Source organism: Aeromonas sp. 601027 (assembly GCF_049174455.1).
In the GTDB taxonomy this organism is placed as follows: Bacteria; Pseudomonadota; Gammaproteobacteria; order Enterobacterales; family Aeromonadaceae; genus Aeromonas; species Aeromonas veronii_A.
On the sequence record NZ_JAAKTN010000018.1, the window covers coordinates 52,846 to 66,362 of the forward strand.

At 54.8% G+C, this 13,517-nt stretch carries 11 protein-coding genes; 9 read left to right on the forward strand and 2 right to left on the reverse strand.

The annotated features are described in order from the left end of the window. Positions 1-86 precede the first annotated feature (86 nt). Together G5193_RS19775 and G5193_RS19780 are read left to right on the forward strand one after the other, a co-directional pair. Positions 87-809 carry a DUF2982 domain-containing protein gene (locus G5193_RS19775; protein WP_421207029.1) on the forward strand — a complete coding sequence of 241 codons (723 nt, stop codon included), beginning with the start codon at positions 87-89 and terminating at the stop codon, positions 807-809. A gap of 468 nt (positions 810-1,277) precedes the next feature. Then, on the forward strand, positions 1,278-2,309 hold the full coding sequence (locus tag G5193_RS19780; RefSeq protein ID WP_421207031.1) for a LacI family DNA-binding transcriptional regulator: 1,032 nt from the start codon (positions 1,278-1,280) through the stop codon (positions 2,307-2,309). A 145-nt stretch (positions 2,310-2,454) separates the two neighbouring features. Here G5193_RS19780 and G5193_RS19785 read toward each other — a convergent pair whose 3' ends face one another. Then, positions 2,455-2,874 carry a GNAT family N-acetyltransferase gene (locus G5193_RS19785; RefSeq protein ID WP_421207032.1) on the reverse strand — a complete coding sequence of 140 codons (420 nt, stop codon included), beginning with the start codon at positions 2,872-2,874 and terminating at the stop codon, positions 2,455-2,457. A 96-nt stretch (positions 2,875-2,970) separates the two neighbouring features. Next, positions 2,971-4,992 (reverse strand): alpha-glucosidase, encoded by a 2,022-nt coding sequence (locus tag G5193_RS19790; protein WP_421207033.1) that lies wholly within the window; start codon positions 4,990-4,992, stop codon positions 2,971-2,973. A gap of 289 nt (positions 4,993-5,281) precedes the next feature. On the opposite strand from G5193_RS19790, the gene G5193_RS19795 reads away from it, so the two are divergent. From G5193_RS19795 to G5193_RS19825, 7 genes are all read left to right on the forward strand, one after another. Next, positions 5,282-6,670, forward strand: coding sequence for a glycoside-pentoside-hexuronide (GPH):cation symporter (locus tag G5193_RS19795; RefSeq protein WP_421207035.1), 1,389 nt, complete (start codon positions 5,282-5,284; stop codon positions 6,668-6,670). Positions 6,671-6,732: 62 nt separating this feature from the next. Further along, positions 6,733-8,190 carry a glycoside-pentoside-hexuronide (GPH):cation symporter gene (locus G5193_RS19800; RefSeq protein ID WP_421207037.1) on the forward strand — a complete coding sequence of 486 codons (1,458 nt, stop codon included), beginning with the start codon at positions 6,733-6,735 and terminating at the stop codon, positions 8,188-8,190. 64 nt (positions 8,191-8,254) lie between these two features. Next, positions 8,255-10,009 (forward strand): L-arabinonate dehydratase, encoded by a 1,755-nt coding sequence (gene araD / locus G5193_RS19805; protein ID WP_216978944.1) that lies wholly within the window; start codon positions 8,255-8,257, stop codon positions 10,007-10,009. Between the two features lie 11 nt (positions 10,010-10,020). Then, positions 10,021-10,809 (forward strand): HpcH/HpaI aldolase family protein, encoded by a 789-nt coding sequence (locus tag G5193_RS19810; RefSeq protein WP_216978945.1) that lies wholly within the window; start codon positions 10,021-10,023, stop codon positions 10,807-10,809. Next, complete coding sequence (locus tag G5193_RS19815; RefSeq protein WP_421207040.1) at positions 10,809-11,702, forward strand: aldose 1-epimerase; 894 nt, start codon at positions 10,809-10,811, stop codon at positions 11,700-11,702. The genes G5193_RS19810 and G5193_RS19815 overlap by 1 nt, the downstream gene beginning before the upstream one ends. Beyond that, complete coding sequence (locus G5193_RS19820; RefSeq protein ID WP_216978947.1) at positions 11,695-12,582, forward strand: SMP-30/gluconolactonase/LRE family protein; 888 nt, start codon at positions 11,695-11,697, stop codon at positions 12,580-12,582. Before G5193_RS19815 ends, G5193_RS19820 begins: the two co-directional genes overlap by 8 nt. Beyond that, positions 12,579-13,445: an NAD(P)-dependent oxidoreductase gene (locus G5193_RS19825; RefSeq protein ID WP_069556391.1), complete on the forward strand. Its 867-nt coding sequence runs from the start codon at positions 12,579-12,581 to the stop codon at positions 13,443-13,445. Before G5193_RS19820 ends, G5193_RS19825 begins: the two co-directional genes overlap by 4 nt. Positions 13,446-13,517 lie beyond the last annotated feature (72 nt).

Sequence of the window (13,517 nt, forward strand, 5' to 3'; positions counted from 1 at the left end):
CGCAAAAACGCGGCGCTTATACTTGGTCAAAGACAAACGGGTGGTGTAATAAAAGATCGCTCCCCTCATCAGGACAAGGAGGTTAAATGGAGACACAACATATAAAGCCTCTGGTCCGCCGAAATGGACTAACCCTGATCTGGGCCGGGGGGCTTATCACCAGCCTGATGCTATTACTACTCTGGTTGCTTGTGGAAGGCCCGGTGCTCCCGGCCTATATATTGCTACTGAGTGGCATGATGATAACCTTGATAGGCTGGTTCAAGCTCAATGAGCCCCCGATCAGCCTATCCCTATGCCAGCACTCCTTCCACTATCACCACAAATATGGCGGCTGGGCACTGAAGTGGCACAACATCCAGCGTATCGATCAACCCAGAATCCATGTTGGTTGGGATCTCCAGCCCCTGCCCTATATCGGTTTCAAGATAAAACAGTATGACGAGTTTCTGACACTGATCACTCCCAGACTGGCCGTGCATCTGTTGACAGAGCAGCGCCCTGTGTTGCTGCATGCCCTGCATAATGAGCAGCTCCATGGGCAGCCAGTGCATACCAATGACCCCTTACAAGGCATCGACTGGCTGGAAGAGAGTCACTTTTGCTCCCCGCAAGGGCTGCACTACGATGGCGCATTGGCCATGCTGGCTCAACGGATGATTCGCATGCGCCACTTGCTCGGTTATGACCTGTTGATCCCGGTAGGCAGCCTGGATCGGGAACCGGATGATTTCCTCAAACTGCTGCGCCAATACAGGCAGGAGGCGATCGTCTCTCCACTACCTTCATCAGAGCCACACGCTCAATAACCCCCCTGCCAAGTGGTTGTCGCTACGTCCCAGGCACTAAACGGTGAGCTATCCAACGCGGTTGTAACACCCATTAGACGATTGCAGAGAGTGCTGATGAGAACTACCGATTCCCATAACACTAAATACTCATACCCTGAAGTAACCACCCTTCACCATGTGGTGCGGTGTTTATTTGAACAGTTAACTGCCATGGGTCATGGCAGTTAAAGAGGCTCATTTTTCGACATTGGATGCCAAAACGCTCAAGCGCTCTTGGCAACACGTTTTTATTTGTAATGGCTAACCAAAATCTAATTACCATACAAGTAACCCGAATTGCCGACGCACCTCCTACAGCGAATCATCACTTTTATTTAAGCCTTATTTTTTATACACTTAAATACATGTCGGGAGATTATTGGATGGCTTTTCCCTCAGATAACGAAGGATGTCGAGCCGAGTAAAACCAATCAGGAAGCAGAACACGTGTCCTCGAGAAGCAAACAAACCGTCAAGCTTGATGATGTCGCGGCCCTGGCCAAGGTGTCCCCCTCGACAGTCTCACTTTATGTACGTCATCCAGACAAGGTAAAAGCCAATACCGGCCATAAAATTCAGCGTGCCATTGATGAATTGGGTTATGTGCACAACAAAATTGCCAGTCAGTTTACTGCCGGGCGAAGCTCGGCAATGGCAATTATCGTTCCTTCCATTTCCAATATTACCTTTAGTACCTTTGTCCAGCAGATTGAACATATCGTGAGTGATGCAGGTTTTCAGCTCTATATCGCATCTCATGATCACTCAATGGAAAAAGAGGAGCAGCAGATCCGCTCCATTTTACAATGGTCTCCTGCCGCCATAACCCTCACTGGCGCGAAGCACAGTGATACTACGATTCGTATGCTGGAGCACAGTGCGGTGCCTGTGGTTCAAGCATGGCAAATCGGTGAAGCCAGTCCGTTTGTCGCGCAGGTCGGTATAGATCATTTTCAGGTGGGTTACGATGCCGCATCTTACCTGATACGCTCCGGCTGCCATAAAATTGCCTATTTCACGACCCGTTTTAACGATGACGTGCGTGCGCAGAGCCGCTACAGCGGCTTTTGCCAGGCACTTGAGACGGCGGGTATGGATCCCTTGTTGGTCGAAATCCCTTACAGCGACAATATTTACCCCGCCACACGCGAACTACTCATCAAGACACTGCTCAAAGAGCGCAAACTCGACGGCATTTTTGCATCAAACGATACCATTGGTACTGCATTGCTGATGGAGGCGATTGCACGCAATATCCCGGTACCAGAGCAACTATCTATCATCGGGTTTGGCGATTTTCCAGGCAGCGGCTATCTGGCCCCCGTGACCTTGTCCAGTATCAATATCAATATTCACTCTGTTGCCAGCCAAGCTGCATCTATGATGTTGCGGATGGCTCGCGATCCCGATTATAAAGGCGAGATCATTGATGCCGGATTTGACTTGATCCCCAGACAGAGTACCCGGTTTGTTTTGTGACCAAGCCAATATAGTCACACCATGAACCATCACAAAACCATGGCCTTGATAAATAGCCCATAAAGATAAATGCCCCCCATGTATCTACCAGAACACTATCCATTGCGTCAGATATTTTTAAGCAGGGCACCAGTCACTGCCAGCGCTACAAGATTTTGGTTAAGTAATATCGCTGATGAAACACCGGGCACTTTTCCAACGTCATCACGACGGAATAACCCCTCGCTTGGTAAAAAGGCTTTGCTTGAAAACTAAAAGTATCGAGCTGTGAAAAACGGCAGCCGCGCTCTAGGGCAGCCTGCTCCATTGCTGCCAATAACCGGCCTCCTACACCGCGCCCCCGCAGGCTACTGGCCACCCACAGATACTCGATATAGAGCCAGTTACCGTAGGTATGGCCACTGCATCCTCCGGCACGACGCATCTGCTCATCCTGATAGAAGATGGCAAGTGGGCGACGTATCTGTTCACCGACAAACTCACGATTGGTTTTGATCAGGTTGTCTCGTAAAAAATCGATGTCGTCCTGGCTGGGGTTTTGCACAACGTCAAGAGTGTCAATCATGCTGCTCTGCTCCTCTGGTGAAACATAATGGCCGTGAACATTGTCACGGCCATGGGTTATCTGGGTCGCATCCTCTATGGCGAACGCCGGTGCGATTTACGCCAGATCCTTTAGCTCGGCAAACAGCGAAGCCCAGGGACTTTTGGCACGATAGAACACCGGGGGCTGGCCAATCGGTGCAGGCAGAGTGACCCGCTGGCCCCCTGTAAAGCGTTGGCCGCTCCAGACATGCGTCCACTGCTCACCTGCAGGCAGGTAAGTTGTCCACTCACGCACATCCCCTTGGTGAACCGGTGCCACCAGCAACTCTGACCCATAGAGGTATTGATCCTGTATGACGTAGGTCTCGGGATCATGTTCAAAATGCAGCATCAGGGCACGTTGAACCGGATACCCTTTCTCGGCCGCTTCATCCACCAGGCTACGCAAGTAAGGAGTCAGGTGGCAATAAACTCGGGTCATCCGGGCAAAATGCGCCAACGTGCTGCCATCCTGGTCAAACTGGAAATTCTCATCAGGGCGGTTACCTTCGTGGGTACGCATGACTGGGGTAAAGGCAGCCATTTCAACCCAGCGGTCAAACAGCTCCTTGGTTCGACGGTTGCCAAACAGTGAGGTGTAGCCACCGATATCCGAGTGGTGATACGCGTTCCCCAACATACCGGAGGAGAGCGCCCCCGAGATCACCGTAACCAGACCGTCGTGACGGCTGAAATCGACACATTGATCGCCTGCCCACAGTAGCGGGCAGTATTGCTGCACCCCGGTGTAACCGGCTCGCATAAAGAAAAGGGCATCACCGGTTTGGCCGTTCATCGCGATCGCTTCTGCGTTGCACTGGGCCCACAGAGTCGGCCAGGCATTGTGCATCAGCTTGGCATCGACACCGTTGTGCAGGTAGATGTTATCGGTCGGCAGGTACTCGCCAAAGTCAGCCATCCACCCCTTGATCCCCATGTCCAGCATGTTTTTACGCAGCACGGTATCACGGAACCAGGCCATGGCGTCTGGATTGGTAAAGTCGACACAGCCGCAATAGAATTCGCCAAAGTCGACCAGCGCAACTTGACCATCCTTGTCCAGCGCCATATAGCCGAACTCTTTGGCGATTGGAAACAGCTTGCCATCTTCACACAGGTAGGGGTTGACGTAGGCCATGAACTCGATGCCCTGGTCATTGAGCGCCTTGATCCTGGCGGGCAGATTGGGGTAGCGATCCTGATGGTGCTGCCAATCCCAGTCCCAGAACAGGCGCTTGCCAAACGAGGTGACCCGCAAGCCGCACCAGTCTTCACTCCACAGACCCGAAACCTTGATACCATGGTCAAGGGCGTTTTCCAGACGACTGAAGGTATTGACCTCCCCCCCCTTCAGACCAAGGATCGCCCCCTTGTAAACCCACTCCGGCAACCTGGGCTGGCGGCCAAACCGGGCAGACAGTTTTTCGATAATGCCCAGATAGCTCTCTGCGGTGCGCAACTCGATGGCCTGCGGGATCGCCCACACTTGCAGCTCATGAAACCCTTCGTGACGAAAATCGAAATCGGCATAAGCGGTGGTGTCGATATGGCAGCTGTATTTGCGAGAGGAGACAAACGTGGGTTGCGGATAGTTGGTGTGGTAGTAATCCCCACCGGCTTTGCCCATCACATCGGCTTTCCATTTGATCTCGCTGTGGGGATGGCGACCAACACCGGGCTCTGAGGTCCACAACGGAAAGTGACGGCCACGCAAATCAAAATAGGACATCTGCTCGCCACAACCCCAGACATGCTCTTTACGTTCGGCCGGCAATCTGACCCAAAAGCGGTTATATGCCTCGTCCAGTATGGTCGGATAAAGCATCACATCATCGCCATCACACACCACAGCCACCTGTAGCAAAGCCGGGGTCAAGGCATTCGGGGCAAAAACGAACAGGTTGTTGTCAACCTGTTCGATATGAGTCAATGCGACGCGAGACTCGATATAGTCTTCGATATCAAAATTGCCGCGATAAATTTCCATTTTTTCCCGGCCCTTACCTATATAAAACGCCGGGGCATCCGCTTGATGAGAAAATAACAACTGCTGCTGGTGCTGAATCGTTAACGCCTGTGACGAAAATTCGAGTTGCATTGCATAAGCTCCTGTTTAGTCGGGCCATCCCCGCTTGCTCGCAAACACAATAATAGCGCTACGATTTCATTTCAATCGCGTAAAACCCAAACAGCGATCTCGATCACCAATCAACACTCGCCACACGAAAACGTTTGGCTCGTTTGCAAACACCATTTGTAAGAGAATCCTTAACCACCAGCGCAATCTCTCGATCTGGATCCCACTTTTTAACAATCACCCTTGCGCCCGCAATCGCATCGCTACGATTATTGTCGTGCCGGATGGGTTCCACACTATGGAGAATAAAATGGTTGTTCAGGCGCATATCGAAAGCAGACTGCCTTTTAGGGAAAAACTTGCCTATGGCGTCGGCGATTTTGGTTACAACTTTGTATTGAATATCACCACCCTCTACCTGCTTAAATTTCTGACCGATGTAGCAGGTATCAATGCGGCGTGGGCAGGCGTCATCTTTTTGGTGGCGAAAGTGTTCACCGGCTTCACCGACCTGGGCACCGGCATTTTCCTCGACACACGCAAGAGCTTCGGACCTCGCGGCAAGTTTCGTCCGATGCTGCTCTGGACCATAGTGCCCCTGTTTGTCTGCAATATGTTGCTGTTTTGCAATTTTGAGCTCAACAGCGAGACCAAGACTACCCTGTTCATCGTCTGCTTTATGGCCTTTGGCCTGTTCTTTAGCTTGGGCAATGCCAGCTATGGCGCCATGGTGCCCTCTATGACCAAAAATGTTCAGGATCGCGCAGAGCTGGCAGCATGGCGTCAGGGCGGAGCCAACACCGGCCTGTTGTTAGCCACCGTCGGTTTCATGCCCATCGCCATGTTGTTTGAATCCCAGGAGACCGGCTACATGGTGGCAGCCCTGGCCTACACCTCGGTCGGCTTGGCGGCGGTGCTCTTTTGCTACCTCAACGTCAAAGAACACCACACCATCATAGGTAATGACCCTGACCAGATAGTCGAGAAGCCCACCATCAAGGAGGGGCTCAAGGCGGTACTCAAGAACAACCAGTTGCTGGTGCTGGCAGTAGCCAACCTGCTGACCCTCTCCGCATTCAACGTCAAACTCACCGTGCAGGTCTTCTACGCCCAGTACATTCTGGGTGATGTCTCCATGGTCTCTTACATGAGCTTTGTCAGCATGGGGTGCATCTACCTCGGGGTGTTGTCTGTGCCTGCGCTGGTACGCCGCTTTGGCAAAAAACCTGTCTATCTGGCCGGATTGTGCCTGTGGATCTCCGGCGACATTGCCAACTACCTGTTCGGTGGCACCGTCATGAGTTACGTGCTGTTCACCTCGCTGGCGTTCTTTGGCACCTCTTTCGTCAACAGCCTTAACTGGGCGTTTGTCTCAGATACCGTTGAGTACGGTGAGTGGAAAACCGGTACCCGTACCGAAGGCTTGGTCTACTGCGGCATGACCTTCTTTAGAAAGTGTTCGCAAGCTATCGCAGGGTTCGTCCCCGGGTTTGCTCTGGCACTGGTTGGCTACATGCCCAATGTGGAGCAAACCGATGCCGCCAAAGCCGGGATCACCGGACTGATTTTCATCTACCCGGCAAGCCTGGCCATCGTAACGGCACTGGTGATGGCCCTCTTCTACACCCTCAACGAGCAGCGCTATCAAGAGATCATCGCCAGCCTTGGTGCCCGCCGTGTGGCGACCACCCAAAGCTGACTCTCATGCAACTGGCAGCGGCGTGCTGGCCACGCTGTTGCTCTCTTCAAGGATGTGATCCCATGACATATCGCAATGTGGCAAGTGACCGTCTGGCATGGCAGGAAAAGATGGCCTACGGAGTGGGTGATCTCGGCTATAACTTCCTGCTCAACTGCACAACTCTCTATTTGCTGATCTTCCTGACCGATGTGGCAGCCATTCCGGCAGCATGGGCCGGAGCAATCTTTCTGGTTTCAAAGTTCTTTACCGCCTGCACCGATCTGGTGACCGGCAGCGTGCTGGATAATCGTTCCGAGCTCGGCCCCAGAGGTAAATTTCGCCCCTTCCTGCTCTGGACCATAGTGCCACTGGCTCTTATCAACACCGCCCTGTTTACCAGCGTTGAGCTCCCGGTCATCGCTAAAACAGTACTGTTTACCCTGCTGTTCATGATGTTTGGTGCCTTTTACAGTTTTGGCAATGCCTCCTATGGCGCCATGGTCCCGGCCCTCACCAAGCGACTCCAGGACCGAGCCGAGCTCGCCGCCTGGCGCCAGGGCGGAGCCAATACCGGATTACTGCTCTGCTCGGTGGGGTTCATGCCGCTGGTATTGCTGTTTGACAAACCACAGGTCGGCTATAGCGTTGCGGTACTGATTTATTCGGTCATGGGGGCTGCAGCAGTACTCTTTTGCTACAGCAGAGTTCGTGAACGCCATGTGCTGCCATCGGTTGTCAACGAATCGGGGTTTTCGGCAGTACAAACCAACGCACGGACCGTGCTGGCAAACCGTCCGCTGGGCATCCTGGCGCTGGCCAATCTGCTGACGCTAGCAGCGTTCAACACCAAGCTGATTGTTCAGGTTTTTTACGCCCAATATGTGATTGGCGACGTATCGATGATCGCCTACATGAGCTTCATCAGCATAGGGTGTATCTACCTGGGTGTATTGCTGGTCCCCTTTGCCGTGCACCGTTTTGGCAAACTGCCTGTCTATCTGGCCGGCATTGGCGTGTGGATATGCGGTGACCTGCTCAACTACCTCTACAGCGAGAGTGCTCTCGATTACATCCTCTTCACCTCCCTGGCCCTGTGGGGATCCGCTTTCGTCAACAGTCTCAACTGGGCGTTCATCTCTGACACCGTCGAGTATGGGGAATGGAAAACCGGCATCCGCACAGAAGGGCTGGTCTACTGCAGTCTGACCTTCTGCCGCAAATGTTCGGCCGCGCTTGCGGGCCTCATTCCCGGGCTGGTGCTGGCATGGTCAGACTATGTTCCCAACGCGACGCAAAGCACCGAGACCCAAAGCAGCATCGCCAATCTGATGTTTCTCTACCCGATCTGTGCCCTGATTTGCGCTGCTGCCTTGATGTTGCTGTTCTACCCGCTCACTGATGCTCGCTATCAACAGATCGTCCGGGAGCTGGCACAACGCCATGCCCTTGCTTCTCCCCGGAAACCCCATCACCGAATGAGTGAACAATCTACTCCATCGCCTGACACCCCCCCTCTTCGTGCGGGTCAGAATGGCTGAATTTAACATGCTGTTTTTATTGAATTAATCCTTAACCAAATCAGACAAAGAGAGCGCTATTCCTATGTCATTCAACAGTGAAAACCTGGCCAAGCTCGATATCTCGGCGCTGCGTAGCCAACGCTGGTATGCCCCCGACACCATCCGAGCCTTCGCCCATCGTCAACGCAGTCAGCAAAGTGGCTTGAACCGCGACGAATTCATGGGCAAGCCCGTGATCGGGATCATCAATACCTGGAGTGAAATGAGCCCCTGCCATAGCCACCTGCGTGAGCGCGCCGAGGCCGTCAAGCGAGCCGTCTGGGCCGCGGGAGGCTACCCCGTTGAATTGCCCGCGCTGTCGGTCGGGGAAGTATTGGTCAAGCCGACCACCATGCTCTATCGCAACTTTCTGGCGATGGAGGCAGAAGAGCTGCTGCGCCAGCATCCGATCGATGGGGCTGTGCTGCTCGGCGGTTGCGACAAATCCACGCCAGCCCTGCTGATGGGCGCCATTTCGATGGACTTGCCAGTGATCTTCTGCCCCGCCGGCCCCATGTCGAGCGGCAAATGGCGCGGTCATGTCACCGGTGCCGGTACCCATACCAAGAAGTTCTGGGATCAATTGCGCTTGGGGGCCATTACCCAGCATGACTGGATCGAGCTGGAGGGGGCGATGACTCGCTCCATCGGCACCTGCAATACCATGGGCACAGCATCCACCATGACCTCCATCGCCGATGCCATGGGCTTTATGTTGCCGGGGGCCAGCTCCATCCCCGCCGCTGACTCACGACACGTCCAGATGGCAGCCCAATGCGGCCAAATCATCGTCGACATGGTGTGGCATGATCACAAACCTTCCCGCTGGCTGACCCGAGCCAACTTCCTCAATGGCGTAGTGGCCTACATGGCGCTCGGCGGCTCCACCAATGCCGCGATCCACATGATTGCGATGGCCAACCGGGCGGGCATCAACCTCACTCTGGAAGACATGGAGTCGGTGGCACGGGAAGTCCCTGTGCTGGCCAATCTGTTTCCCTCTGGTGATCAGTTGATGGAGGAGTTCTTCTTCGCCGGCGGTCTGATGGCCCAGCTGAAAAAGGTGGAGTCATTCCTCCACCTCGATGCGATCGGGGTCACCAATCGTCCCGTTGCACAGTGGATTGCCAACGCGACCTGTTATGACGACAACGTGATCCGCTCGCTAGATAACCCTGTGGTACCGCTCTCCCGTGGATGTGCATTGACAGTATTGCGCGGCAATCTGTGCCCCAACGGGGCTGTGATGAAATCATCTGCCGCCAAACCCGAACTGCGCCACCACAAGGGCCCTGCCATCGTCTTCGACAGCCATCAAGAGCTCTCGGATCGCATCGATGACCCCGCCCTGGAGGTAACCAAGGAATCAGTGATTATCCTGCGCAATGCCGGCCCGGTCGGCGCGCCGGGCATGCCGGAGTGGGGCAACCTGCCGATCCCGAAAAAGCTGCTGCAACAAGGCGTCACCGACATGGTGCGGATTAGCGATGCCCGCATGTCCGGTACTCACTATGGCACCTGTATCCTGCACGTTGCCCCTGAAGCGGCCATTGGTGGCCCACTGGCACTGGTACGTACCGGTGACCTCATCGAGCTCGATATCGCCAATGGCCGCCTCAACATGCTGGTCAGTGATGAAGAGCTGGCCGAGCGCCGCCGCACGCTAAAACCGGTACACAAAGTTTATGAACGCTCTTATGCCGCACTCTATCAACAACATGTGACCCAGGCCGATCAGGGCTGTGACTTCGATTTCCTCCAGGCTGGCAGCAAAGTGCCCGAGCCCCCGATTTTCTAAAGGAGCAAACAATGAATCCGTTCAAACTTGCGATTACTCAAGGTCCACGCCCACTGGGCACCTGGATGATGACTGGCAGCGATACGGTGGCGGAAGCCATGGCGACTGTCGGTTTCGATTTCTTGGTGCTGGACCAGGAACATGTGCCGGTCGATAGCCTGGATGCGATCCGTATCGATCGCGCCATTCGTGCCAGCAACCCGGCCACCACCCCACTCTACCGCCTGGCCTGGAACGACACTGTGTTGATCAAACGGGCGCTTGATGGCGGTGCAACGTCGCTGATGGTGCCGTTTGTCAACAGTGCAGCAGAAGCCCGCAAAGCGGTAGAGGCGGCCTACTACCCTCCCCTAGGCAAACGCGGCTTTGCCGCGGTGCATCGTGCGTCCGGTTACGGTGCCGAACCCGAATTCGTGCGTAAAGCCCGGGAAGAGCTCTGCCTTATCCTGCAAATTGAGACCCCTGACGCCATTGATGCCATGGAAGAGATGGCCATTGAAGGAGTGACCGGCTTCTTTATCGGCCCCGGCGATATGAGCGCAGCCATGGGCCATATTGGCAATCCCTCTCACCCCGAGGTGCAAGCCAAGATCCGTGAAGGGCTGGAGAAGTGCCAGCGCTTGGGATTGCCTTGCGGGATCGTCGGTGGCAACCCCGAGCTGGTGAACAAATATCAAGAGATGGGTTTTAGCTTCGTGGCGCTCGGCTCCGACATGAGTTACCTGCTGGCTCGCGCCCGTGAACAGCTCGCCGCGATCCGGGGGGAACGTCTGAGCATATCCGGTGGCGAGGTTTACTGATGAAGAGGCTTCACCGCCAAAGCGGCCCGCTTGATCTGGAGCTCATCCCCGAGCTTGGTGGCGCTATCGGCAAACTGACCTGGCATGGCAGGGAGATCTTGCGCTCCCTGCCCGATGGTCAGAACGTCACAGTCAACCAGGGGGGCTGTTTTCCCCTGGTACCTTACTCCAACCGTATTGCTCATGGACGGTTTCACTTCGCCGGATATGATTACGCCCTGCTGCGTAACTTTGGCGATCATCCCCACTCAATTCATGGCAACGGCTGGCAGCAGCCATGGCAAGAAGGGGATGCAGATGATTACTCTGTCGTGCTGACCCTGCACCATGACGCACAGGGAGCATCCGCGGCGCAATGGCCCTGGCCTTATCGGGCAACTCAGCGCTTCACCCTGCAAGAGAATGCGCTGCATATCATACTCACTTACCACAATCTGGCCGATCACGCTGTCCCGGCTGGGCTGGGCTTTCACCCCTATTTTCCCCGTGCGGCGCACGCCGAGATCCAGTTCGACGCAGGCGGTGTGGTACTCAACGACCACAAGTCCCTGCCCACTGGTCTCGCGCCACTACCGACCCAATGGAACTATCGCACTTGGCGCAAACCTGAACCCGCCAGTATCGATAACTGCTTCCATCACTGGAGTGGCTGTGCACGGGTGCGCTGGCCAGATGAGAAGCTGATGGTGACCCTGAGCTCACCCGATGCGCCTCACGCCATCCTGTTTCTGCCGCCCGCCGATCGTGACTTCATCGCCATCGAGCCGGTTTCTCATATCAATGATGCCATCAACAACGGTGGCTTTGGTGACCCTGCGCTGGCCATGGCCACTGTGCCAGCCAATGGGCAGTTGCAGATCTCCATGCTGCTTGAGGTTTCTCACTATGCCTAATCCTGCTCTGCTACTTGCCGACTACCGCGGCCATCTGCCCGAGTGCCCGACCTGGAGCACTGATGAACAGGCGCTCTACTGGACCGATATTCTCGAGCGTTGCCTGCACCGCTATCACCCCGAAAGCGGCGCCATGACGACAATCCCCTTCCCCGAAGAAGTGGGCTGTTTTGCCCTGCGCGAACAGGGTGGCTTTATCGCAGCGATGCGCACCGGGATCTATCTGTGTGATCAACACGGGCAAATTGAGCGTAAAGTCGCCGATAACCCCAATAACCCAGCGCTGGCCCGTTTTAATGATGGCGGTACCGATCAGGCGGGTCGTTTCTATGCGGGCACTTACTGGAGCCCACGAGATTACAACGGCGCCCTGCTATGCCGGGTTGATGCCGAGCTGCAGATGTCGGTGATCCAGTGCGACATTCTGGGAGCCAATGGCTTGGCATTCAGCCCAGACATGCGCTGGATGTACACCACTGATACCCCCAACCGCCGCCTTTATCGCACTCCGTTGGCCCGCGACGGTTCACTCGGTCAACGGCAACTGCTGCGCGAGTTTGCAGCCCGCGCCGACGAAGGGCGCCCGGATGGGGCTGCAATCGATGTAGAAGGATGCTACTGGAGCGCCCTGTTTGATGGCCATCGTATCGCCCGCTTCTCTGCAGAGGGGGTATTGCTGGCCGAATATCCCTTGCCGGTACGTTGCCCCACCATGGTCTGTTTTGGTGGTGAAGACATGAAGACCCTCTTCATCACCACCACTCGCGAAAATATGGACGCCGCCGAACTGGCAGCACGTCCGCTCTCAGGTGCGCTGTTCAGCATGCGTGTTGACATCGCCGGTCTTGCTAAACCCACATTTAAGGAAAACAACAGATGAAAACTATTGGCTTTATCGGTCTTGGTCTGATGGGCGAAGCGATGTCAAAGAACATCGTCAAAAAATTTGATGGCAATGTGTTGGTATTCGATATCAATCAGGAGGCTGTCGCCCGGGTGGTCGATGCAGGCGCCATCGCCTCCCCTTCCATTGCCAGGTTGGCAGCCGATGCGGATGTGATCATCTCCATGGTACCGCGCTCCGAACACGTCAAAGCGGTCTATACCGAACTGCTGCCACACCTTGGCCCCGGCAAGATCACCATCGACATGTCCACCATTGACCCGGCAGTGTCAATCGCCTTATCCCGCCAGGTAGCAGAAACCGGTGCCGTGATGCTCGATGCGCCCGTGGTCAAATCCGTCCCTGCCGCCGTGGCTGCCGAGCTCGGGATCTACATAGGTGGCGACCTGTCCGCCTACAAAAAGGTCAAGCCATTGCTAGCCATGATGGGCAGCAACCAGATCCACCTGGGGGGCAACGGCCGTGGTTTGATCATGAAGGTGCTGCACAACACCTTGGTCGCCCAAATTCAGAACAGTGTCAACGAAATGCTGGCCACCGCCGATCATTTCGGCATCGATAAAGAGAGCTTCAACACCGCCGTCTCTTACGGTGGCGGCAGCAACTTCTATCTGACCAGCAAGATAGGTGCCCTGATCGCCGAGAACTACAACACTGTCTTCTCGCTGGAGAACATGGCCAAAGATATCGGCATTATGAAGAACCTCATGGGAGAAGAAGCGCTGACCCTGCCCGGAGTCGAATTGGTGAATAACATTTACCAGCAAGGCCTGAATAACGGTTTGGGCCGTGAGGATTTCTGTGCCACTTATAAGTTGGTAAAGCAAAACATTCAATAGCTGGCTGATAAAAACCATCGCATGAGGTAATTAATTTACCTCATGCCAATCGCTGTACGATTTAATATCAAC